Source organism: Janthinobacterium sp. 1L-D-8-B-C4 (genome assembly GCF_057291295.1).
The window spans coordinates 310,577-334,857 of sequence record NZ_JBXAVX010000006.1; the positions used below are offsets into that span (position 1 = coordinate 310,577).

20 protein-coding genes are annotated in these 24,281 nt (G+C 61.8%); 16 read left to right on the top strand and 4 right to left on the bottom strand.

Annotation, left to right across the window (positions count from 1 at the left end; genetic code table 11):
• Nucleotides 1-101: 101 nt before the first annotated feature.
• From folC to AC0Z42_RS13525, 5 genes are all read left to right on the top strand, one after another.
• Complete coding sequence (folC, locus tag AC0Z42_RS13505) at nucleotides 102-1,400, top strand: bifunctional tetrahydrofolate synthase/dihydrofolate synthase (protein ID WP_485468729.1); 1,299 nt, start codon at nucleotides 102-104, stop codon at nucleotides 1,398-1,400.
• A gap of 24 nt (nucleotides 1,401-1,424) precedes the next feature.
• A complete protein-coding gene (locus AC0Z42_RS13510; RefSeq protein WP_485468730.1) occupies nucleotides 1,425-2,456 on the top strand; it encodes an SPOR domain-containing protein in 1,032 nt (343 codons plus the stop codon).
• Nucleotides 2,457-2,475: 19 nt separating this feature from the next.
• Nucleotides 2,476-2,964: a CvpA family protein gene (locus AC0Z42_RS13515; protein ID WP_485468731.1), complete on the top strand. Its 489-nt coding sequence runs from the start codon at nucleotides 2,476-2,478 to the stop codon at nucleotides 2,962-2,964.
• Nucleotides 2,965-3,001: 37 nt separating this feature from the next.
• On the top strand, nucleotides 3,002-4,525 hold the full coding sequence (gene purF / locus AC0Z42_RS13520) for an amidophosphoribosyltransferase (protein ID WP_485468732.1): 1,524 nt from the start codon (nucleotides 3,002-3,004) through the stop codon (nucleotides 4,523-4,525).
• 108 nt (nucleotides 4,526-4,633) lie between these two features.
• A complete protein-coding gene (locus AC0Z42_RS13525; protein WP_485468733.1) occupies nucleotides 4,634-5,875 on the top strand; it encodes a cystathionine gamma-synthase family protein in 1,242 nt (413 codons plus the stop codon).
• Between the two features lie 66 nt (nucleotides 5,876-5,941).
• Here AC0Z42_RS13525 and lexA read toward each other — a convergent pair whose 3' ends face one another.
• Entirely contained in the window at nucleotides 5,942-6,580 is a 639-nt protein-coding gene (gene lexA / locus AC0Z42_RS13530) for a transcriptional repressor LexA (protein WP_485468747.1), read from the bottom strand.
• 276 nt (nucleotides 6,581-6,856) lie between these two features.
• Between lexA and rpsF the strand changes: the two genes are divergently transcribed.
• The 7 genes from rpsF (at nucleotide 6,857) to AC0Z42_RS13565 (ending at nucleotide 11,657) form a co-directional block, all read left to right on the top strand.
• Nucleotides 6,857-7,246 carry a 30S ribosomal protein S6 gene (rpsF, locus tag AC0Z42_RS13535; RefSeq protein ID WP_034750499.1) on the top strand — a complete coding sequence of 130 codons (390 nt, stop codon included), beginning with the start codon at nucleotides 6,857-6,859 and terminating at the stop codon, nucleotides 7,244-7,246.
• Between the two features lie 17 nt (nucleotides 7,247-7,263).
• A complete protein-coding gene (priB, locus tag AC0Z42_RS13540) occupies nucleotides 7,264-7,563 on the top strand; it encodes a primosomal replication protein N (RefSeq protein WP_485468748.1) in 300 nt (99 codons plus the stop codon).
• 26 nt (nucleotides 7,564-7,589) lie between these two features.
• On the top strand, nucleotides 7,590-7,880 hold the full coding sequence (rpsR, locus tag AC0Z42_RS13545; RefSeq protein ID WP_010400024.1) for a 30S ribosomal protein S18: 291 nt from the start codon (nucleotides 7,590-7,592) through the stop codon (nucleotides 7,878-7,880).
• Between the two features lie 27 nt (nucleotides 7,881-7,907).
• Complete coding sequence (gene rplI, locus AC0Z42_RS13550) at nucleotides 7,908-8,363, top strand: 50S ribosomal protein L9 (RefSeq protein WP_065310470.1); 456 nt, start codon at nucleotides 7,908-7,910, stop codon at nucleotides 8,361-8,363.
• Between the two features lie 136 nt (nucleotides 8,364-8,499).
• A complete protein-coding gene (locus AC0Z42_RS13555; protein WP_308925158.1) occupies nucleotides 8,500-9,885 on the top strand; it encodes a replicative DNA helicase in 1,386 nt (461 codons plus the stop codon).
• A 92-nt stretch (nucleotides 9,886-9,977) separates the two neighbouring features.
• Nucleotides 9,978-10,604, top strand: a complete 627-nt coding sequence (locus tag AC0Z42_RS13560; protein ID WP_065310472.1) for a DUF47 domain-containing protein — start codon at nucleotides 9,978-9,980, stop codon at nucleotides 10,602-10,604.
• 42 nt (nucleotides 10,605-10,646) lie between these two features.
• Nucleotides 10,647-11,657 (top strand): anion permease, encoded by a 1,011-nt coding sequence (locus tag AC0Z42_RS13565; protein ID WP_485468734.1) that lies wholly within the window; start codon nucleotides 10,647-10,649, stop codon nucleotides 11,655-11,657.
• Between the two features lie 47 nt (nucleotides 11,658-11,704).
• On the opposite strand, the gene AC0Z42_RS13570 is transcribed toward AC0Z42_RS13565, so the two are convergent.
• From AC0Z42_RS13570 to AC0Z42_RS13580, 3 genes are all read right to left on the bottom strand, one after another.
• Nucleotides 11,705-11,950 (bottom strand): hypothetical protein, encoded by a 246-nt coding sequence (locus AC0Z42_RS13570; RefSeq protein ID WP_485468735.1) that lies wholly within the window; start codon nucleotides 11,948-11,950, stop codon nucleotides 11,705-11,707.
• Between the two features lie 52 nt (nucleotides 11,951-12,002).
• A complete protein-coding gene (locus AC0Z42_RS13575) occupies nucleotides 12,003-12,173 on the bottom strand; it encodes a hypothetical protein (RefSeq protein ID WP_176460862.1) in 171 nt (56 codons plus the stop codon).
• A gap of 79 nt (nucleotides 12,174-12,252) precedes the next feature.
• A complete protein-coding gene (locus tag AC0Z42_RS13580; RefSeq protein ID WP_485468736.1) occupies nucleotides 12,253-13,137 on the bottom strand; it encodes an MBL fold metallo-hydrolase in 885 nt (294 codons plus the stop codon).
• A 179-nt stretch (nucleotides 13,138-13,316) separates the two neighbouring features.
• Between AC0Z42_RS13580 and AC0Z42_RS13585 the strand changes: the two genes are divergently transcribed.
• The 4 genes from AC0Z42_RS13585 to AC0Z42_RS13600 all read left to right on the top strand — a co-directional run.
• Nucleotides 13,317-14,960, top strand: coding sequence for an HD domain-containing phosphohydrolase (locus tag AC0Z42_RS13585; protein WP_485468737.1), 1,644 nt, complete (start codon nucleotides 13,317-13,319; stop codon nucleotides 14,958-14,960).
• Nucleotides 14,960-17,209, top strand: a complete 2,250-nt coding sequence (locus tag AC0Z42_RS13590; RefSeq protein WP_485468738.1) for a CHASE2 domain-containing protein — start codon at nucleotides 14,960-14,962, stop codon at nucleotides 17,207-17,209. The genes AC0Z42_RS13585 and AC0Z42_RS13590 overlap by 1 nt, the downstream gene beginning before the upstream one ends.
• 116 nt (nucleotides 17,210-17,325) lie before the next feature.
• Nucleotides 17,326-18,912 (top strand): ShlB/FhaC/HecB family hemolysin secretion/activation protein, encoded by a 1,587-nt coding sequence (locus tag AC0Z42_RS13595; protein ID WP_485468739.1) that lies wholly within the window; start codon nucleotides 17,326-17,328, stop codon nucleotides 18,910-18,912.
• 36 nt (nucleotides 18,913-18,948) lie between these two features.
• A partial coding sequence (locus AC0Z42_RS13600; RefSeq protein WP_485468740.1) for a YDG domain-containing protein occupies nucleotides 18,949-24,281 on the top strand: 5,333 nt, incomplete at its 3' end.

The following is a 24,281-nucleotide window of genomic DNA, read 5'->3' on the forward strand; positions in this document are numbered from 1 at the left end:
ACCCATGAACCGCTGGGGTCGGACCCTGAGGGTCCGACCCCAGATGTTGTTTAGGGTTGCCTGTTTCTCTGCCTCGCGCATCCTTACACAAGAAGTCTCCCATGCAAAACCTCCCCATCACTTTGCCAGACTGGCTCGCCATGCTGGAAACCCGGCATTCGGAAACCCAGATCAATATGGGCCTGGACCGCGTGCAGGCCGTCAAGGCGCGCCTGCAGCTGGCATTTTCCTGCCCCGTGATCATGGTGGCCGGCACCAATGGCAAAGGTTCGACCTGCGCCATGCTGGAGTCGGTCTTGTTGCGTGCTGGCTACAAAGTGGGCCTGTATATCAAGCCGCACTTTCTCGACTTTAACGAGCGCGCGCGTGTGCTGGGCGAAATGGCCAGCGACGAGCAGCTGGTCGCCAGCTTCAATGCCGTCGAAGCGGTGCGCGCTGACACGCCGCTGACGTATTTCGAATTCACCACCCTGGCCATCCTGCATCTGTTGTCGCACGCGCAGCTCGACGTGGCGATCCTGGAAGTGGGCCTGGGCGGGCGCCTCGATGCGGTCAATGTGATCGACGCCGACGTGGCCATCGTTACCAGCGTCGATATCGACCATACCGATTACCTGGGCGACACGCGCGAGGCGATCGGTTTTGAAAAGGCCGGCATCTTCCGCGCTGGCAAGGCGGCCATCTGCAGTGATCCGGTGCCGCCGCAATCGTTGATCGATCATGCGACGGCGATCGGCGCCGACCTGTGGCTGATGGGCCGCGACTTCAATTATTCGGGCGACAAGCAGCAGTGGAACTATGGCGGGCGCGAGCAGCGCCGCAATTCGCTGGCCTACCCGAGCCTGCGCGGCGCCAATCAGATCCTCAACGCCACCGCCGTGCTGGCGGCGCTGGAAGTGCTGAAATTGAAGTTGCCGGTCGGCGCGCAGGAAGTGCGCACCGGCCTCGTGACGGTGGAGCTGCCGGGCCGCTTCCAGGTGCTGCCTGGTCGCCCCAGCGTGATTCTTGATGTGGCGCACAATCCCCATGCAGCCTCGGCGCTGAACCAGAACCTGGGCAATATGGGCTTTCACCCTTATACCTATGCCGTCTTCGGGTCCATGCTCGACAAGGATATCGATGGCGTGCTGGCCGCGATGAGCGAACACGTCGATCACTGGTGCCTGACGGGCCTGCCTTCGCCGCGCGCGGCCAGCGCTTCCGAGCTGGCGGCCAAGGTACAGATCATGCTGGAAGACAAGCCGGATAGTGGCGATCATACGGTGTCCGTATTCGATGATCCGGCACAAGCTTTTGCAAATGCAATGAGCCGGGCGGGTGAGAATGATAGAATTGTGGTCTTTGGTTCTTTCCTCACCGTTGCCGGCGTGATGAAGGCCAGGAAATCCTCACTTCACTGAAACGCACTCGACTGAAAATGACGCATGGGCTTGTTCTCGAAACTGTTTAAAAACAAGCAAGAATCCTCTGGCGAAGACAGCGGCTTTTATGTTCCTGGCGAAGCGCAGTCGCCGACCCGCAAGCGCGCCGCCAATACCTCCGGTGGTGGTGGCCGCCGTGCTGGCCGCGATGCGCCCGATCCGGCCTTGCCGGAAAAGAAACGCGCGCGCCGCCGCCTGATCGGCGCCATCGCGCTGGCCCTTGGCGTGGCTGTCGGCCTGCCGATGCTGCTCGATTCCGAACCGAAGTCGCCCGTCAACGATATCGCCATCGATATTCCGTCGAAAGAAAAAGTTGCTGCAGCGCCTGCGCCGGTGCAAGCGGTACCGGCGCAGGGCGCGGCCAACAATGGCCTGGACCAGTCCGAGGAAATCGTCGATACGCCATTGCCGGCCAGAAGCAAACCGACGCCGATGCCAACGCCGGTTCCCGCCACCGTGGTGGCCGCGGCCGAACCGGTCAAGCCGGCCTATGTCGAGCCGAAGCCGACGTATGTTGAGCCGAAGCCGGTGAAGGTCGAGCCCAAGGTCGAACCGAAGCACGAAACAAAACCGGAGCCGAAGGTCGAGGCCAAGGCCGAGCCGAAGCGCGAGCCCAAGGTCGAGCCCAAGCCTGAACCGAAACATGAAGTCAAGCCGGAGCCGAAGCCTGAACCGAAACCGGTCAAGGTGGAAAAATCGAATGACGATGCGGCGCGCGCGATGGCCATCCTGGAAGGTAAACCTGCGGCCAAAGCGGAAGCCAAGCCGGTTGCCAAAATGGAGGAAAAATCGTCCGATAACGATGGCGGCCGCTTCGTTGTGCAGGTCGCCGCGCTGGCAACGCAGGACAAGGTCGATGAACTGCAGGCGAAGTTGCGCGACGCGGGCATCAATTCCTATACGCAAAAAGTGTCCAGCGCCGGTGGCCAGCGCATCCGCGTGCGCGTGGGGCCGTTCGGCAGCCGCGACGAGGCGGAAAAGACGCGCGCCAAATTGCAAAAGCTGGGCCTGGGCGGCAGCCTGGTGCCAGCATGATGCCAGTGGGCCAGGCGGCGTGACGATTTTCGATTATCTGGTGTTGTTCGTGCTGGCCACTTCGGTGCTGATCAGCATGATGCGCGGCCTGATCAAGGAAATCCTGTCGCTGGTGAGCTGGGTGGTGGCGTTTGTCGCAGCCAACGCCTACGGCGCGACCCTGGCGAAATTCCTGCCGGCCGTGATTCCTGGCGAGGCCGTGCGCCTGCTGCTGGCCTTCGTGATTCTGTTTATCGGCGTACGCATCCTGATGGGCTTGCTTGGCATGACGATCGATGCGCTGGTCAAGGTAACCGGGCTGAGCCTGGCCGACCGGATGCTGGGCAGCCTGTTCGGCGCGGCGCGGGGGCTTGTAATTGTGCTGACCACCGTCATCTTGTGCGGCATGACCTCGATTCCGCAACAGCCGTTCTGGAAGAACGCCTTGCTCAGTCCGTTTGCGGAGCAGGGTGCGCGCATCATCAAGCCTTATCTGCCTGCCGCCTACGCGCAGCATGTGAAATTTTGATCTTTTTAAATCAGTAGCACAGTTACAGGAGCACACCATGTGTGGCATCGTCGGCGTCGTTTCCCATCAACCTGTCAATCAATTGCTCTATGATGCGTTGTTGCTCTTGCAACATCGTGGTCAGGACGCGGCAGGGATTGCGACCAATCACAGCAGTATGTTTTCCATGCACAAGGCCAATGGCCTGGTGCGCGACGTCTTCCGTACGCGTAACATGCGTTCGCTGCAAGGCAATTCCGGCATCGGCCACTGCCGCTACCCTACCGCCGGTTCGTCGAGCGAAGAAGAAGCGCAACCGTTTTACGTGAATGCGCCGTTCGGCATTACCCTCGCGCACAATGGCAACCTGACCAACTGGGAACAGCTGAAACAGGAGATGTTCAAGAACGACCGCCGCCACATCAATACCGATTCCGACTCGGAAGTGCTGCTGAACGTGCTGGCCCATGAAATCCATCAGGCCACCAGCGGCCTGGTGCTCGATCCTGAGGCGATCTTCAAGGCCGTGACCGTGCTGAACCGCCGCGTCAAGGGTGGTTATGCGGCCGTCGCGCAGATCGCCGGCGTGGGCTTGCTGGCCTTCCGCGATCCGCACGGCATCCGTCCTTTGTGCCTGGGCATCAACGAAAGCGAGCAGGGCACCGAATACCTGATCGCCTCCGAATCGGTGGCACTGGAAGGCATGGGCTTCCGTTTCGTGCGCGATATCGCGCCGGGCGAAGCGGTCTTCATCGATGCTGACAAAAAACTGCACAGCCAGCAATGCGCCGACAACGCCAGCCTGAACCCATGCGTGTTCGAATTCGTCTACCTGGCGCGTCCCGATTCCGTCATTGACGGTGCCTCGGTGTACGCCACGCGCCTGAAAATGGGCGAATACCTGGCCGAAAAGATCCGCCGCGAACTGCCCGAAGGCGGCATCGACGTGGTCATGCCGATTCCCGACTCGTCGCGTCCGGCCGCCATCCAGCTGGCCCTGGCGCTGAACATCGAGTACCGCGAAGGCTTCATCAAGAACCGCTATATCGGCCGTACGTTCATCATGCCGGGCCAGGCGGCGCGCAAGAAGTCGGTGCGCCAGAAGCTCAACGCGATTCCGTCCGAATTCAAGGACAAGGTCGTACTGCTGGTCGACGACTCCATCGTGCGCGGCACCACCAGCCGCGAAATCGTGCAGATGGCGCGCGAAGCCGGCGCCCGCAAGGTGATCTTCGCTTCGGCCGCACCACCGGTGATCTACCCGAACGTCTACGGCATCGACATGCCGACGCGCGATGAGCTGATCGCCTATGGCCGCACCACCGAAGAAGTGTGCCGCGAAATCACCGCCGATTACCTGGTCTACCAGGATATCGACGACCTGAAGCAGGCGATTGCCGACGTCAACCCGGCCCTGACCAACTTCGAAGCGTCGTGCTTTGACGGCGTCTACGTGACCGGCGACGTCTCGCAGGACTACCTGGACCGCCTGGAATATGCGCGCCACAATCCGAAGGCGGCAGCGCCCGAAGACACGCCGCGTTCCCAGCTGAACCTGAACCTGGCGACTACCGAAGCATAAGTAACCTGCCCGGCCTGCGCCGGGCTTTTTTTGGGGTCAGACCTTCAGGTCTGACCCCGGCATTTGCCTTGGGGTTGCGCGGCAAATCGAATATCCGGAATTTCATCGATGACCACCAAAAAAACCTACGGCTTTACCACCACCATCCTGCATAACGACCGCCGCAAGGGCATCGAGCACGGCTCGCTGCACAAGCCCGTGCATACTTCGGTTGCTTTCGGCTACAGTGACGCGCGCCAGCTGGCGTCCGTGTTCCAGGGCAAGGAGCCGGGCTTTCGCTACGGCCGCCAGGGCAACCCGACCGTCTCCGCACTGGAAGACAAGGTCAACCAGATGGAAGACGGTGTGGCCACCTTGTGCTTTGCCACCGGCATGGGTGCCATCGGTGCCGTTGTGCAATCCTTGCTGCGCGCCGGCGACCATGTGGTGTCGTCGGCCTTTTTGTTCGGCAATACCAACAGCCTGTGGCAGACGGTGACGGGGCAGGGCATCGGCGTGTCATTCGTCGACGCCACCGAAGTGGCTAACGTGGCCGCCGCCATCACGCCGCAAACGCGCATCGTGTTCGTTGAAACCATCGCCAACCCGCGTACGCAGATCGCCGACCTGGCAAAGATTGGCGAGCTGTGCCGCGAGAAAGGCATCCTGTATATCGTCGACAACACCATGACCACGCCCTACCTGTTCCGCCCGAAAGCGGTGGGCGCCGGCCTGGTGATCAATGCGCTGACCAAGTCGATCGGCGGCCACGGCAATGCGCTTGGGGGCAGCCTGACCGATACCGGTGTGTTCGACTGGACGCAGTACCCGAATATTTTCGAGAACTACAAAAAGGCGGCGCCGAAACAATGGGGCATTGCGCAGATCCGCGCCAAGGCCTTGCGCGACTTCGGTGCCTCGCTGGGGCCGGAAGCGGCGCATCATATTGCCGTGGGCGCCGAAACCATGGCCTTGCGCATGGACCGCACCTGCTCGAACGCGCTGGCGCTCGCTACCATGCTGCAAGCCGATCCGCGCGTGGCGGCCGTGCATTACCCGGGCCTGGCGTCGCACCCGCAGCACGCGCTGGCGTCCGAGTTGTTCCGCAGCTACGGTTCGCTGTTCAGTTTTGAATTGAAAGACGGCATCGACTGCTTCGATTTCCTCAATCGCCTGAACCTGGCGATACCGGCCAGCAACCTGGGCGACACGCGCACCCTGGTGATACCGGTCGCCCATACGATCTTCTACGAGATGGGTGCAGAACGCCGCGCCAGCATGGGCATTGCCGAGTCGCTGATCCGCGTTTCCGTCGGTATCGAGGATGAAGCCGACCTGCTCGATGATTTCAAGAGCGCGCTGGACGCGTAAACGCCTTCGGCAATAAAAAGGGCCGCAACAGCATTGCTGTGGCGGCCCTTTTTCACGTGCAGCAGTTTAATGCCAGCTGCGCATCAGGCCGACTGCCAGGCCTTCCAGGGCAAACTCGTCTTCCGGCGTCACGGTAATGACCTTGAAGTCGGGGTTTTCCGGGAACAGTTCGATCAGGGTGCCGGTTTTCTTGTAGCGCTTGACGGTGACTTCATCGCCGATGCGGGCTACGACGATCTGGCCGTTCTTGGCACTGTCGACTTTTTTTACGGCCAGCAGGTCGCCGTCCATGATGCCGGCGTCGCGCATCGACCAGCCGCGCACTTTCAGCAAAAAGTCGGGCTTGGCCGAAAACAGGGCCGGATCGACGTTGTAGCTCGCTTCCAGGTTTTCCTGCGCCAGGATGGGCGAACCGGCGGCCACGCGGCCGATCAGCGGCAGCGACATCAGCAGCGCGGCAGGCACCTTCGGCAGCGCCGGCTCGGCAAGCGAGGCGCCGATCAGGCGGATGCCGCGCGAGGTGCCCGGCGAAATCTCGATGGCGCCCTTGCGGGCCAGGGCCTGCAAATGCTCTTCGGCTGCATTGGCCGATTTGAAACCCAATTCATTGGCGATTTCGGCGCGGGTCGGAGGAAAACCCGTGTTTTCAATCGCGTCCTTGATCAGGTTCAGGATTTGTTCTTGTCGTGCTGTCAGCTTGATCATGGATGGTGGGTGCATAGTGAAATGCTGTCTATATGAACAGTCTGTATTTTTGTACAGTATCGCCGACTATGCAAGCGACTTTCGGCATTTTCGGCCGATTTCGATGGAAAAAGTCGCGCGCGAAGCAAAAATGCTGCGCTGGCGGGCGTTGCAGGCGCTGCATGGCAAGCAATGGTTGAACGGATTGCAAAAGGCGGTTATAATCTTCGGCTGACCTTCCCACACCCGTCTTGACGCCGGGGTGGGCGATTATCAATCCGACCTGAAGGAGTTTGCATGCGTCATTATGAAATAGTCTTTATCGTCCATCCGGACCAGAGCGAGCAAGTGCCCGCGATGATCGAACGCTACAAAGCCAGCGTAACCACCCGCGGCGGTTCGGTTCACCGCGTGGAAGATTGGGGCCGCCGTCAAATGGCTTACTCGATCCAGAAACTGCCTAAAGCACACTACATCTGCCTGAACATCGAATGCGACAACGAGACCCTGGTCGAGTTGGAAACAGCATTCAAATTCAATGATGCCGTGTTGCGTCACCTGACCGTTAAAATGAAGAAAGCTGAAACAGCTCCTTCGCCGATGATGAAATCGGTACAACGCGAAGATGCGGCCAAAAGCCACCGCACCGAAGCACCAGCAGCCGCTCCAGCCGCAGCAGCAGCCTGATTGACCAGGATCGTGCGCTGAACCAGTTACAAGTTACCGCCATCATTGCCGAGCGCGAAATATTGCGCTATACCCCGGCAGGGTTGCCGATCGTGAATGCAGTATTGCAGCACAGTTCGCAGCAGATGGAAGCCGGTATCGCCCGTTTGACCGAGTTTGAACTTGCCGCGCTTGCCGCTGGCGAAATCTCAGGCCGGTTCAGTCAGGCAAGCTTGGGCGGGGTGTATCAGTTCACGGGTTTCCTGGCCAGGAAAAGCCGCAACAGCAAGAGTTTGGTGTTTCACATCATTGATTTTAGTGCAGTCAGTTCTGACTAGCGCAATTTTAGATACAGGAGCCTAGAATGGCATTCGGTAAAAAGTTCGACAAAAACAAGCTCAAGCTTAAAGAAAAACGCAAACAGCAAAACCCACTGTTCAAACGCAAGAAGTTCTGCCGCTTCACCGCAGCACACGTTGAACAAGTTGACTACAAAGACGTTGACACGCTGAAAGACTTCGTCCAAGAAAACGGCAAGATCATGCCAGCACGCCTGACCGGTACCAAAGCGCACTACCAGCGCCAAGTTGACACCGCAATCAAGCGCGCTCGCTTCCTCGCGCTGCTGCCATACACCGATTTGCACCACGCTTAATCGGTCAGATATTCCTGGAGAAGAACTATGCAAATCATTCTGTTAGAAAAAGTTGTTAACGTCGGTAACCTCGGCGAAGTCGTCAAAGTCAAAGACGGTTACGCACGTAACTTCCTGATCCCGCAACGCCTGGCCCGTCGTGCTACCGCTACGGCGATCGCCGAATTCGAAGTCAAGCGCGCTGAACTGGAAAAAGCTGCTGCCGCCAAACTGGCTGCATCGCAAGCCCAGGGCGAAAAACTGAGCGGCCTGACCGTTCAAGTTGCTCAAAAAGCTGGCGTCGATGGCCGTCTGTTCGGTTCTGTCACCAACTTCGACATCGCTGAAGCGCTGACCAAGCAAGGTTTCGCTGTTGAAAAAGCACAAGTACGCATGCCTACCGGCCCGCTGAAAGTTGTTGGCGAGCACAACGTTTCGGTTGCCCTGCACACCGACGTGGTAGTGGAAGTGGTGATCGCTGTGGTACCAGACGCAAACGCGTAAATCGTTTGCAGGCCTCGGCCTGCAGCATTGCCGCAATTGGAAAAGCCGGGTTCGCCCGGCTTTTTTGTGGCCTTTTTTTCCGTCATTTTCAGCCCTTTATTTTTGCCCGCACGCCGAAGCGGGTATAATTCGCGCCATGAACGCCCCCTCAGATCCACAACTGGATTCCCTCCGCATACCGCCGCATTCGATCGAAGCAGAACAGTCCGTCATTGGTGGTCTGCTGCGCGATAATGCCGCGTATGACCGCATTGCCGATTTCATGCATGCGGATGATTTCTATCGCTATGACCATCGCATCATCTTCGAGCAAATCGTCAAGATGGTGAACGCCTCGAAGCCGGCCGATGTCATTACTGTTTTTGAAACCCTGACCCAGCTCGGCAAGGCCGAGGATGTGGGCGGACTCGCTTACCTGAACGCGATGGCGCAAAACACGCCGTCGGCAGCCAATATCCGCCGTTACGCCGAGATCGTGCGCGACCGCGGCGTGCTGCGCAAGTTGATCACCGTGGCCGACGATATCTCGGGCACTGCGTTCAGCCCGCAAGGCAAGGAAGTCAAGCAGATGCTTGACGAAGCCGAATCGAAGATCTTTGCGATTGCCGAAGAAGGCGCGCGCGGCGCGCAGGGCTGGACCGCGATCCAGCCCTTGCTGACGCAAGTGGTCGAGCGCATCGACGAGCTCTACAGCCGTGACAACCAGAGTGAAATCACCGGCGTGCCGACCGGTTTTATCGACCTCGACCGCATGACCTCCGGCCTGCAGCCGGGCGACCTGGTGATCGTCGCCGGCCGCCCGTCGATGGGCAAGACCGCGTTTTCCGTCAATATCGGCGAGAACGTGGCGATCGACAGCGGCTTGCCGGTGGCGGTGTTCTCGATGGAGATGGGCGGCGCCCAGCTGGCCATGCGTATGCTGGGCTCGGTCGGGCAGCTCGACCAGCACCGCCTGCGCACCGGCCGCCTGAACGACGAAGACTGGCCGCGCCTCACCAACGCGATCCAGAAGATGAACGACGCCCAGTTGTACATCGACGAAACGCCGGCGCTGAACTCGATCGAGTTGCGCGCGCGTTCGCGCCGCCTGTCGCGCCAGTGCGGCAAGCTCGGCCTGATCATCGTCGACTATTTGCAGCTGATGTCGGCCAATTCCCCCGGCGACAACCGTGCCACCGAGATTTCCGAGATTTCACGTGGCCTGAAAGGCTTGGCGAAAGAACTCGGTTGCCCGGTGATTGCGCTGTCCCAGCTGAACCGCTCGCTGGAACAACGTCCCAACAAGCGTCCGGTGATGTCGGACTTGCGCGAATCGGGCGCTATCGAGCAGGATGCCGACGTGATCCTGTTCATTTACCGCGACGAGGTGTACAACCCCGACTCGCCCGACAAGGGCACGGCCGAGATCATTATCGGCAAACAGCGTAACGGGCCAATCGGCAGCATCCGCCTCACTTTCATGGGGCAGTACACCAAATTTGGCAATTACAGTGGTGGCCTGGCGCTTTACCAAGGCGACTAACACAGCAGCACTGGCATTCCATCGGCCGCCCCCACTCACCGGGGCGGCTTTCTGTAGTAAATAACACGACTCAATGCTTAACGGAGAATGACATGTTTGGACGCTTGATGCCCACTGAGGGCAAGTTTTTTGAATTGTTTAACCAGCACGCGGAACTGTGCGTCAAGGGCGCAAAAGAGATGCTCGGCCTGATGACCAATTTCGACGACCTGGAAAACCGCGTGCATGCCATCGAGAGCATCGAGAAACAGGCCGACAAGGTAACCTACGCTACGGTTGAAATGCTGCACAAGACCTTCATCACGCCGATCGATCGCGATGACATCCATCAACTGATCACGCGCCAGGACGACATCCTCGACCTGCTGGAAGACGCGGCCCAGACCGTTTCCCTGTACGACCTGAAAGCTGTTACGCCGGAAGCCAAGCGCCTGGCCGAACTGGTGCTGGCCTGTACCGAGAAGGTGCGCGACGCCGTCGCCCTGCTGCACAATATGGACAACTCGCGCAAGATCGTCGCCATCTGCGAAGAGATCGACCGCCTGGAGTCGGACGCCGACCACGTGATGCGCGCCGCCATGTCCAAATTGTTCCGCGACGAACCGGACGTGCGCAACCTGATCAAGATGAAAGCGATCTACGAGCTTCTGGAAACCGTGACCGACCGTTGCGAAGATGTGTCCAATATTATCGAAGGCATCATCGTCGAAAACGCGTAAGCGTTGGGCCTGTCCTGAACCAGAATCGAAAAGAACATACCAATGACCATACAAATCAGCATTTACGTGCTAGGCCTGTTGATCGCCCTGGCACTGCTGTTTGACTTCATGAACGGCTTCCACGATGCCGCCAACGCGATCGCCACGGTGGTCTCGACGGGCGTATTGAAACCGCAGACCGCGGTTGCCATGGCTGCCACCTTCAATTTTGTCGCCATTTTCGTGTTTCACCAGCTGACCGTGGCCGCCACGGTGGGCAAGGGCACCATTGACCCGACAGTTATCGACCAGTACGTGATCTTTGGCGCGCTGATGGGCGCCATCTTCTGGAACCTGTTTACGTGGTACTACGGGATTCCTTCGTCGTCCTCGCACGCGCTGATCGGCGGCCTGGTCGGCGCGGCTGTCGCCAAGTCCGGCACCGGCGCGCTGGTTGCCGCCGGCCTGTGGAAAACCGTCGCCTTTATCGTGATCGCCCCGGTGCTGGGCTTTGTGTTCGGCTCGATCATGATGCTGATCGTGTCGTGGATTTTCGTGCGTTCCACACCGCGCAAGGTCGACAAATGGTTCCGCCGTTTGCAACTGGCCTCGGCCGCTGCCTACAGCCTGGGCCACGGCGGCAATGACGCGCAAAAAACCATCGGCATTATCTGGATGCTCTTGATCGCCGCCGGTCACTCCAACGCGGCGGACGCGATGCCGCCACTGTGGGTGATCATCTCGTGCTACACGGCGATCAGCTTCGGCACCCTGTTCGGTGGCTGGCGCATCGTCAAGACCATGGGCCAGAAGATCACCAAATTGAAACCGGTGGGCGGCTTCTGCGCCGAAACCGGTGGCGCCATCACCCTGTTCGTGTCGACCGCGCTGGGCATCCCGGTGTCGACCACGCACACCATCACCGGCGCCATCGTCGGCGTCGGTTCGGCGCAGAAAATGTCGGCCGTGCGCTGGGGCGTGGCGGGCAATATCGTCTGGGCCTGGATCTTCACGATTCCTGCTTCGGCTTTTGTTGCCGCAGTGGCCTGGTGGATCGGCCACCATATCATGTGATGAAGTACCGTCGCGTTTGAAAAGGGAGCCGTGCAGGCTCCCTTTTTTCATGGCTCGCTCTTTGCCTGTTTTGCCTGCCGGCGCGCATACCCGATGCACAGCAGCACCATCAACACCAGGAACACGAACGGCGAGGCACCCATTACGGCAAACGTGGCGCCATAGCCGCAAGCGCCTTCCGAGGCGCTGCCGAACCAGGAGCAGGGCATCAGTTCGAGCGCCATAAAGGCGAGCAGGGCGGTCGCCAGCGCAGAGAGCAGTGCCAGGCCGGCAATCGTCAGCAGGTTTTTCATGGGGAAGTGTCAAATGAAACAGGCGCCGCGGCGCCTGTCTGGTGGTCGGGAATTACTGGCCGCGCGGGCCCTTGTCGCCACCTTGATGCTCCTTCAGGCCGTCATTCTGGCGGATCGCGCCTTTGTCCTGCTCGGCCTGCTGGCGGCTTTTGTTCGCTTCATGCTGGGCTTGCTGATCTTCGCGCTGCTGCTGTTCGCGCGCTTTCTCGCTTTGCTGGGTCATGGTGCTCTCCTTGAATGATGAAGTTCCATGATGCACTTTTTTGCCAGGCGATACTGTTCGTTATCCAACACACACGGGCTTAAGCCAGCTCAACCGTCATGCCCTCGGTGGCCAGGAACACCTGCAACGGCCCCAGCCGGCCGGCAAAACGCGCCATCACGTCGGCGAACACCGCTTCCAGCTGGTCGTCGCTGCGGCCCGGTTCGTGGTGGGTGCAATACAGCCGCCTGGCGCCGCAGCGCAGGGCAAGTTCCAATGCGCCGTCGAAGGTGCCGTGGCCCCAGCCGCGCTTGGCCGTGTATTCCTCGCGCGTGTACGAGCAGTCCATGATCAGCGCGTCGACGCCGGCTATCGCCTTGTCGATGGCCTCCTGGCGCTGCGCAATGACGGCCTGGCAGGATGCGTGTTCGGGCGAGCCGCTGGCGTGCGGATTGTCGAACGGTTCATGGTCGCCGCTGAAAAACAGCGAGGCGCCGCCGGACTCGATGCGGTAGCCCAGGTTGATTACCGGATGGTTCATTGCGGTATTTGTCACCACCGCGTCGGCCACTTCCACGCGCTCGCCGACGGCCAGGGTACGGTAGTCGATCTCGGCCGCCATGGCAGCTTCGCTGACGGGGAAATAATTGTTCTGCAGTTGGGTGGACATCACGTGCTCGATGCCGTTGCCAAACGCGTCCGCCGCGCCGTACAGGCGCACATGGCTGCCGCGGATGAACAGCGGCGCGAACATCGGCAGGCCGTGGATATGGTCCCAGTGGCTGTGGGTGATCAGGATATGGGCCGTGGCTGGTCCCGGCGGCAGTGCGCCGGCCAGGGCGAAGATGCCGCTGCCGGCATCGAGTACCAGCAGGGCGCCGTTGGCGGTACGCACTTCGATGCAGGTCGTGTTGCCGCCATAGCGCACCGTGTGCGGACCGGGCGAGGGGATCGAACCGCGCACGCCCCTGAAGGTAAATTTCATCGCTGCCTTGTTATACTGTAACGATTGTTGATTCTATTCTAATTGTCGTGCACAAAACGGCATTTTTTTATAATTGTTGTGTTTCGGAAATCTATTTTCGGTTGTTGCATTTTTATAATGTACAGTCGGACACTGGCAACGGTACACTGGCGGTTGTTGCCACTTTCCCAGCCTCCATCATGCTCCAGCTGCACCCCGAGCAAATCGCCCAGCGGCTCGACCAGCTGACTGAACTGAGCGTCGAACTGGGCCGTGGCGCGGCCGCAGGCATGCTGCACGGCGGCGATATCACGCCGCTGCTTGAACGTATCGTGCTGGTCGCCAAGGACATGACGGACGCCGATGGCGGCACCTTGTACCGTCCCAGCGCGGATGGACGCAGCCTGGAGTTTCATATCAGCATCAACGACAGCCTGGGGCTGCGCCAGGGTGCCAGCGCCGGCGTGGCCATCGGCGTGCCGGGCGTTGCGCTGTGGCAGGACGACGGCGCACCGAATCTTGGCTCGGTGGCGGCGTATGCGGCGCACCGCCGCGTGTCGGTCAATATCGACGATGTGTACCAGTCGGGCGAATTCAATTTCTCGGGCATGCGCGCCTTCGATGGCCATTATGGCTACCGTTCCACCTCCTTCCTGACAGTGCCGATGAGCGATCATGAAGGCGAGCTGATCGGCGTGCTGCAACTGATCAATGCCCAGGATCGCGCCACTGGCGCGGTGCAGGCGTTTTCCGCCACCGACCAGCGTTTTATCGAGGCCCTGGCGGCGCAGGCGGCCGTGGCGCTGACCAATCAATTGCTGTTGCGCCAGCTGGAACAGTTGCTGGAGTCTCTGGTCAACCTGATCAATATCGGCATCGATGAAAAGTCGCCGTACACGGGCCGCCATTGCCAGTTCGTGCCCGAGCTGACCATGATGCTGGCCGACGCCGTGCATGCGGTTGATACGGGGCCGATGGCCGGTTTCCAGTTGAGCGAGAACGAACGCAAGCAGCTGTGGCTGGCGGGCCTGTTGCACGACTGCGGCAAGATCACCACCCCGGTGCACGTGGTCGACAAGGCCACCAAGCTGGAAACCATCTATGACCGCATCCACCTGCTCGACACGCGCTTCGAAGTGCTGCTGCGCGACCTTGAAATTGCCACCTTGAAGGCGCAGCTGGCGGCTCCCGAGCGCAAGGAAGAGCTTGAACATGCGTTGCGGCAGCAGCAAACGCTGCTGCGCGAGGAGCGCGACTTTCTGCGTCACGCCAATATCGGCGGCGAAGGCATGTCGCCGGCCGACCAGGAGCGGGTGCGGCAAATTGCACGGCGGCGCTGGATCGGCCCCGACGGTGTCGAGCGCGATTTCCTCGACGCCAATGAACTGGAAAACCTGACCATCCGTTTCGGCACCCTGACCGAGGTTGAACGCAAGATCATCAACAACCATATTTCGGTGTCGATCCGCATGCTCGAAGCGCTGCCGTGGCCCAAGCATCTGCAAAAAGTGCCCGAATACGCGGGCGGCCACCATGAACGCATGGATGGCAAGGGTTATCCGCGTGGCCTCACGCGCGAACAGATGTCGGTGCCGGCGCGGCTGATGGCGATCGCCGATATCTTTGAAGCGCTGACGGCCTGCGACCGGCCCTACAAAAAGGGCAAGTCACTGTCCGAGTCGCTGCGCATCCTGGGCCACTTCAGCCTGAATGGTCATATCGATCCCGACCTGTTCGACGTCTTTATTCGCAGCAAGGTCTACCTGGCGTTTGCCCACAAGCACATGCAGCCCGAGCAGGTCGACGCCGTTGACGAGGCCGCCATTCCCGGTTACGTGCCCTGATGCGCTGGCTTTCCGGATTGAAAAAGCATGGCGCGCGCCTGCTGCTGGGCGCGCTGCTGACCCTGCTGGCCGCCTGTGCCAGCATCGGCCTGTACGGCACCGATACCGTGAGCCGCCTGGACGCAATGCTGGGCGACATGCGCATGCGTGCCGACACGCCGGGACTCGACAAGCGTATCGTGATCGTCGATATCGACGAAAAAAGCCTGAACCAGATCGGCCGTTTTCCCTGGGGCCGCGATGTACAGGCAAGGCTGGTGTCGCAGCTGACGGGCCACTATGGCGTGGCGGCGGTCGGCTTCGATATTTCGTTTCCGGAAGCCGATACCAGCTCTGGCTATGGCGTGCTGGCCGAGCTGGCCAAGGGCGAATTGGCCGGCGTGCCAGGCTTGCGCAGCCAGCTTGAACGGTTGAAACCGCAGATGGACTACGACGGCCTGTTTGCCGAAGCAATGCGCGGCCAGCCGGTAGTGCTGGGCTACAGCGTCTCGGACCGGCAAAAGAAGGGCGTGCTGCCCAAGCCTGCCTTTACGGTGGCCGACCTGAACGGGCGCACCGTCACGGCATTTAGCGCACCGGGCTACGAAGCGAACCTGGCGCAGCTGCAGCAGGCGGCGCAAGGCGCCGGCATCTTCACCGCGCTGACCGACAGCGATGGCGTGCTGCGTTCGTCCACGTTGCTGCAGCGCATCGGCGACGGCTATTACCCTTCGCTGTCGCTGGCCACCGCCAGCGTGTATCTGAAGGCGCGCGCGATCGCGCCGGTGTTCAGCCAGAGCGCCGACCAGCTGTCCGAGGCCGAGCGCGAACACGGTGGCCTGGATCGCATTGCACTGTTTACGCCGCGCGGCCGGCTGGATATCCCGGTCGGCGAAGCCTTGACCACCACCATCCAGTTTCGCGGTAATGGCGGCCCGGACGGCGGGGCTTTTCGCTATGTGTCGGCCGCCGATGTGCTGATGGGTGCGGTGCCGGCCGAGGTGCTGCATGGCGCCATCGTACTGGTGGGCACTACCGCCGCTGGCCTGAACGATATCCGCGCCACGCCTGTCAATGCCGAGTTTCCTGGCGTGGAAGTGCATGCCAACCTGATCAAGTCGATACTTGACGGCCACTTCAAGTCGCGCCCCGACTATGCGCTGGCGATCGAGTTCGGCCAGGTAGTGCTGGTGGGATTGCTGCTGGGCTGCGCGCTGGCGCTGGCCACGCCGGCGGCAGCCGTCCTGCTGGCAGGCAGCGCGCTGGCCGGCGCGCTGGGCCTGAACTGGTGGTTGTACCACAGCCTCGATGCCGCGCTCGATTGCGCCGTGCTGCTGCTCTTGATCGCGGCGCTGTTCGTCGCCAACCTGGCCTGGGGCTATTTCTTTGAAGTGCGCAAGGGCCGCGCGCTGGTGTCGCGTTTTGGCCAGTATGTGGCGCCGGAACTGGTGGCGCAGATGGCCGACGATCCCGACCGCTACAGCATGGACGGCGAAAGCCGCGAGCTGTCGGTGCTGTTTGCCGACGTGCGCGGCTTTACCGCCATTTCCGAACAGATGACGCCGCAGCAATTGCGCGAATATATCAACCTCTACCTGACAGCCATGTCGGAAGACATCCGCGACAGCCATGGCGGCACGCTCGACAAATATATCGGCGATGCCGTAATGGCGTTCTGGGGCGCGCCGGTGGCGTTTCCCGACCACGCGGGCAGGGCCGTGGCCAGCGCCTTGCTGATGCAGCGCAGCGCAGCGCGCCTGAACCAGCAATTCCAGGCGCGCGGCTGGCCGGCGCTGCAGATCGGCATCGGCATCAACAGCGGCCTGATGCATGTGGGCGACATGGGTTCGCGCATCCGCCGTGCCTATACCGTGATGGGCGACGCCGTCAACCTGGGCGCGCGCCTGGAAGGCATTACCAAGGTGTACGGCGTGGGCATTGCGGTCAGCGAATTCACGCGCGCGCAGGCGCCGCAATTTGCCTACCGCGAACTGGACCGCGTGCGGGTCAAGGGCAAGACCGAGCCGGTGGCGATTTTCGAGCCACGCGGCTTGCACAGCGAAGCCGATGCGGAGGAACTGGCGCTGCTGGCGCGCTGGTCGCGCCTGCTCGAACTGTTGCGTGCACGCGACTGGGATGGCGTCGAGGCAATCTTGCTGGAACTGCCAGACGATGGCTTGCGCCGGCTGTACGCCGAGCGGCTGCGCCGGTATCGCGACAACCCGCCCGGCGAGGACTGGGATGGCGTTACCAGCTTCGAGACAAAATAACCATCGCTAGCATAGAAATTTCTGACTGGAAATCAGAATCCGTCTAAACTTTGCTTTCAATCAATTGATGGTCCAGACACGCCTGACTGGCCATGCAACCACAAGAACTCTCACACATGAATTATCGTCTGGTGCGCCTGCTTGCAGGTTCCGCGCTGTTACTCTGCGCGGCATGCGCAAACGCCCAAACCCCGGCTGCCGACAACGCCGTCCCGCTGTTTGATATTGCCAGCTACGAGGTCAGCGGCGACACCTTGCTGGGACCGCAACTGGTGCAATCGCTGGTGGCGCCGTTCGCTGGCCGGCAGCGCGATTTTGGCGCGATCCAGCAAGCCGTCGAGGCGCTGGAAAACGCCTACCGCAAGCGCGGCTACACCATGGTGCTGGTGGCCTTGCCGGAGCAGGAACTGGCTCGCGGTGCCGTGCGCCTGGAAGTGGTGCAGACGCAGGTCGGCAAGGTGGCCATTACCGGCAACCAGTATGTCGACGACGCCAATGTGCGGCGCGCCCTGCCGGCCCTGGTCGAAGGGCAGACGCCGAACATGCCGGCCCTGGGCCAAAGCCTGAAGCTGGCCAATGAAAATCCGGCGCGCAAGATGGAAGTCAAGCTGGCTACCGGCCAGGCCGACGGCACGGTCGACGCCAGCATCGCGGTGGTGGATGAGCGCGCCTGGAAAGCCACGCTCAACCTCGACAATACCGGCAGCAAGGACTCCGGCAAGACCCACGCCGGCGTGGTGCTGCAGCATGCCAACCTGTGGGGCCGCGATCATGTGGCCAGCCTGCAATACACCACCTCGCTTGAACACGCCAACCAGGTCGGCGTGTACGGCCTCGGCTACCACGTGCCGCTGTATGCGCTGGGCGACTCGCTGGACTTTTTTGCCAGCTATTCGAATGTCGATTCGGGTATTGTCGCGGCCGGCATTTTCGATCTGGCCGTCAGCGGCCGCGGCACCACTGCCGGCGCGCGCTACAACCAGAACTTCGGCAAGCGCGACAACTATGAACCCAAGCTGGTGTATGGCCTGGACTTCAAGGCCTACCGCAACAGCCTGCAGTTCTTCGGCATGGAGCTCGGTACCGACGTGACAGTGCATCCCGTCAGCATCGCCTATATCGGCGCCTGGAGCCTGCCGCGTGGCGAGGCCAGCGTGGGCTTGACGCTGGCGCGCAATATTCCCGGCGGCAAGAATGGCAGCCAGCACGACTTTACGCTGGCGCGTGCCGGCGCCAAGGCCGGTTACAGCACCGTGCGCGTCAGTGGCAACTACAGCCACGTTCTGGAGCAGGATTGGCAATGGCGCGCGCTGTTCAACGGCCAGTACACGCCCGATGCGCTGGTGCCGGGCGAGCAGTTTGGCGTCGGCGGCGCGGCCACCGTGCGCGGCTTTCTCGAACGCGAAGTGGCCAACGATTCCGGCGCCAACCTGAACCTGGAACTGTATACGCCGAACTGGTGCGGCGATGGCGGCTACCAGTGCCGCGCGCTGGCGTTTTATGACACGGCCTGGGTGCGCCGCAATCATGGCTTGCCCGGCGAAATCGACAGCATGGCGATCGGTTCAAGCGGCCTGGGCCTGCGCATTTTGCTGAACCGCTACGCCAACCTGCAATTGGACTACGCGCATGTGGTCAACCCCGGCCAGACCGGGCGCCGCGACGCCAACCGCCTGCATTTCAGAGTTGCGATTTCGTATTAATGCACTGAGGTATTGAGCATCAAGGATAAACACATCATGACCAAACAAAAAACATTGCGCACCGTGCCTGCTGGCGGCCCCTTCGAGCCGCCGCTGCGCCGCACCGCGCTGGCCTTGCTGATCGCCGCCTGCTTCAATGCGGCCCACGCCAATCCGGTCTTGCCGCAAGTGGTGCATGGCCAGGCCACGTTCAACCAGCAGGGCAATCTGTTTACCATCACGAACACGCCCAATACCATCATCAACTGGCAGAGTTTTTCCGTCAACCCGGGGGAAATTACGCGCTTTCTCCAGCAAAATGCCGGCAGCAGCGTACTGAACCGTATCACCGGACAAGACCCCAGCAAGATCCTCGGCTCGCTGCAATCGAACGGCAAGGTGTTCCTGATCAATCCGAACGGCGTGCTGTTCGGCCGCGATGCGCGGGTTGATGTGGCGGGCCTGGTGGCGTCCAGCCTGGCGCTGTCGAACCAGGATTTCCTGGCTGGCAAGATGAATTTCAATGCCGGCGAGCAGGCCGGCGCCGTCCTCAACCAGGGCACCATCAACGCCGGCAGCGGCGGGCAGATTCTGCTGATCGCGCCGAATGTGGAAAACAGCGGCATCATCACCGCACCGAATGGCGACGTGCTGCTGGCCGCCGGCCACAGCGTGCAACTGGCCGACGCCGCCAACCCGGATTTGCGCGTGGTGCTGTCGGCGCCCGCTGACCAGGCCATCAATGTGGGCCAGATCGTGGCGCAGGGCGGGCGCATCGGCATGGTCGGCGCGCTGCTGAACCAGCGTGGCGTGCTCAATGCCAACAGCGCGGTGCTCGGCGAAAACGGCAAGATCGTGCTGAAAGCCACCGGCAAGGCGCTGCTGGAAAACGGCAGCGTCACCAGCGCCACCAGTGCGGCGGGCAAGGGCGGCGAGATTACCGTGCTGGGCGAGCAGGTCGGCATGCAAGGCAACGCCTCGGTCGACGCCAGCGGCGCCGTTGGCGGCGGCACGGTGCTGCTGGGCGGCGACTACCAGGGTAAAAACGCGGCGATTGCGAATGCGCGCCAAGTGGCGGTGGAAAGTGGCGCCAGCATCAAGGCCGATGCGATCAGCAGCGGTGACGGCGGCAAGGTCATCGTCTGGGGTAACCAGACGGCGCGCGTGTACGGCAGCATTTCGGCGCGCGGCGGCGCCGCGTCCGGCAACGGCGGCCTGGTGGAAACCTCGGGCCACTACCTGGACATCAAGGGCATCCGCGTCGACACCGCCTCCTTGCGCGGCAAGCGCGGCAACTGGCTGATCGATCCCTACGATATCGAAGTGGTCGACGGCTATGGCGGCGAGCTGACCAGCTTTGACCAGTTTGCCGATGCGCCGGCGCTTGGCACCGCCACCATCGGCGCCGCCACCATTTCCAATGCCGGCAGCGATGTGACCTTGCAGGCGGTGCGCCGCATCAATTTCGACAGCGCCATCACGATGGTCAATGCAGGCGTGGGCATCACGGCCACGGCCGGCGAAATGATCAACGTCAACGCGCCGATCACCACCCTGGGCGGCGCGGTGACCCTGTCGGCCAACGACGCCAGCGGCGGCATGGCCTACGGCAGTGGCGCGAACCTGAACCTGGGCACGGCGATTACCACCAATGGCGGCGCGGTGGACCTGTCTGGCGCCAGCGTCAACGGCGCCGGCGTGATCAATGCCGGCAGCGGCAATCTGATCTTGCGTTCCAACACGGCCCAGGGCGGCATCAACCTGGGCGGCAGCGGCGATCAACTGGTCGGTAGCGGTGTCTACGGTCAACAGTTCATCTTGCAAGCTGACAATATCAGCCTGACCGGCGGGATCAATCTCGGCGGTGTGGCCGCTTATGGCGAGGTCATCTTCAAGCCGCTGACCAGTGGCCGGCCTGTGTTTGTCGGCAACAAACCCGGCAATGGCCTGGGCCTGACGAACGCCGAACTGAACCATCTCTCGGCCAATACCGTCACCATCGGCGACGCCACCTCGGGCAATCTGATCGTCAACCAGCCGGTCGACCTGGTCAACCTTGGCGACAATGGCGTGCGCAACCTGAACCTGGAAACCGGCGGCAACTTGCTGGTATCGAATATGCTGGCGCTGCGCCAGAGCGGCGCCACGCTGCGCGCCACGGCCGGCGGCACCCTGACGGTGGGCGCCGGCGGCGGCCTGCATGCGGCCAGCGCGGTCAACCTGGTGGCCGACAACATGAGCCTGGGCGGCGCGGCCCAATCGATATCGACCGCCAGCGCCGACGAAAACGCCAACGCCATGGTCAGCCTGAAGCGGCGCAGCAGCAGCGGCAGTATTGAAGTCGGCAGCGCGGCGGTCGACAGCGCCAGCAGCCTGGGCTTGTCAACTGCGGAGCTGAACACCATCAGCGCGCCGGCGATCACCATCGGCGGCAGCGACTTTGGCGGCACGCTGAAGGTGCAGGGCGGGCTGGACCTGAGCGGCTTGAGCGGCCTGACCACGCTGGCCTTGCGCAGCGGCGGTGGCATCGCGCTGAACGGCCCTGTATCGGTCGCCAAGGGCCTGACCCTGGAAGGCGGCGACATCAGCGCCACCGGCGCGGTCAGCGTGGGTGGCGAATTTCTTCTCGACGGCGGTAACTGGGTACAAAACGCCGCCAGCCTGCCGGCGTTTTCCGCCTACCGCTTCAATGTTGCGCGCGGTACCTTCCTGCGCGTGACAGGCGGCGACGGCAGCGTGGCGGGGCCGTACCAGATCGCCGATGTGTACGGCCTGCAAGGCGTCGGCAAACAGATCAACAACAACAATTATCTGCTGGCGGGCGATATCGACGCCAGCGGCACCGCCAACTGGAACCAGGGCGCCGGTTTCACGCCGCTGTTCGGCGGCGACGAGTATGCCTACAGCGGCATCCTTGATGGCGGCAATCACGGCATCCAGGGCTTGACCATCAACGGCGGCGCGAACCCTTCGTTTTTTGGCAGCGGCCTGTTTGCCAGGCTGCAGGGCGGCACCATCCGCAACCTGGCGATGGTGGGCGGTAGCGTTATCGGCGGGAACAATGTCGGCGCTCTGGTGGGCAACAACAGCGAAGGCACGCTCAGCAATGTAAGCAGCAGCATGGCTGTCAGCGGCAGCAGCAATGTCGGCGGCCTGGTCGGCGCCAATAGCGGCGTCATCAGCAATGCCAGCGCCAGCGGCAATGTGACGGGCCTGGCCGGCGGCATGAATGGCAATAGCGTCAGCGGTTCATCGATTGGCGGCCTGGTCGGCTCCAACAACAGCGGCGGCACGATTACGGTGGCGCGCGCCAGCGGTGCCGTCACGGCGCCCGGCGAACAGATCGGTGGCCTGGTCGGCAATAACGATGGCGCCATTTCGCAGGCGTATGCTACCGGCGGCGTGGGCGGCGGTGCCAATGTTGGCGGCCTGGTCGGACGCAATGGCGGCAGCATTGCCGACGCTTACGCCACCGGCGCCATCGGCCTGGCCAGCAATAGCGACGAGATGCTCACGCGCCAGAACGTGGGTGGCGTGATCGGCTGGAGCGTGGCGGGCAGCAGCGCCAGCCGGCTGTATTTCTCCGGTCATGTCTCGGGCAATGGCTTTGCCTTCAATACGGTGGGAGCGGTGGTCGGGCGCGCCGATCCGGGCGCGGCCGTAGGACCGGCCTCTTTCGACCGGCAAACCGCTGGCACAGAGCGCGATCAGGGCGGCTCCGCCGGGCGCACCACGGCAGAGATGCAGCAGCAAAGCAGTTTCGGCGGCTTCAATTTCGGCGAGAACGCCGTCTGGCGCATCTACGACGGCTACACCACGCCGCTGTTGAAGGCTTTTTTGACGCCGTTGCAGGTGAGCACCAGCGGCGCGGCCAGCAAGGTCTATGATGGCCTGATGGCCAGCGTCGGCACGCTCAGCTATGTCGGCCTGACGAACGGCGATCTTGGCGCCAGCGGCACCGCCAGCTACGGCAACGCACTCAATGTCGGCAACTACGCACTGGGCGGCCTGTGGTCGACCAAATACGATATCACCTATGCCGGCAGCACCACGCTGGCCGTCACGCCGCGCGCCCTGAGCGTGATCCTGGGCGGCAGCAAGGTGTATGACGGCCAGCTGGGGTTTGCCAATGCGACCTTTACCTTGGCTAATACGGTCAGTGGCGACACCCCGGGCGTGACCGGCAGTGCGCAATTTGTCGACAAGAATGCCGGCACCGCCAAGGCGGTCAATCTCAGCGGCCTGGCCTTGAGCGGCAATGCACTGGGAAATTACAGCCTTGCCGAAACGGCCAGCGGCACGGCCGAGATCAGCCGAGCCAGCCTCAGCCTGGCCAGCGTGAGCGCCGCCAATAAAGTCTACGATGGCAGTACCGGCGCCAGCCTCAGCGCGACCTTCGAAGGTGTGTTCGGTGCCGATCAGGTGCAACTGTCTGGCGCCTCGGCCAATTTCATCGACAAGAACGTTGGCGCCAGCAAGGACGTCAACTACAGCGTGGCGAGCGGCAACCTGGGCGGCAGCGACGCGGGCAATTACGTGCTCAATGCCAGCACAGGCAAGGCCAGCGCCGGCATTACGGTGCGTACGCTTGATCTCGGCTTTACCGGCGTCAACAAGACGTACGATGGCGGCACCGCCGCATCATTGACGATTACCGATAATCGTATCGCCAACGACGTGCTGACTGCAACGGCCAGCGCCGCGTTTGCCGAAAAGAATGCAGGTCTTGGGAAGACCGTGACGGTAACCGGCGCCAGCCTGTCCGGCACGGATGCAGCCAACTATACGCTGGCCAGTAGCGGCGGCACGGCCACGGCCGATATCACGCAACGTACCCTGAACCTGGCCTTTGCCGGTGCCAACAAGGTCTACGATGGTGATACGGCGGCGACTGTAACGGTCACTGATAATCGTGTGAACGGTGATGTGCTGACCACAACGGCAACCGGCGCATTTGCGGACAAGAATGCAGGTGCCGGCAAGACCGTGACGGTGACTGGTGCCAGCCTGTCCGGTGCTGATGCTGCCAACTATACGCTGGCCAATACCGGCGGCACGGCCACGGCCGATATCACGCAACGTACCCTGAACCTGGCTTTTGCCGGTGCCAACAAGGTCTACGATGGTGGTACGGCTGCCGTCGTGGCAGTCAGCGATGATCGTATCGCCAATGACGTGTTGAGCGCGACCGCAAGTGCTGCGTTTAGTGATAAAAATGCCGGTACGGGGAAAACCGTAACCGTGCAAAACGCCAGCCTGTCCGGCGTGGATGCGGCCAACTATGTTCTGGGCTCAACCACCGGTGCCGCCACTGCCACGATTACGCAGCGCGAACTGGCGCTGGGCTTTGCAGCAGCCGGCAAGACTTATGACGGCAGCACCGCCGCCAC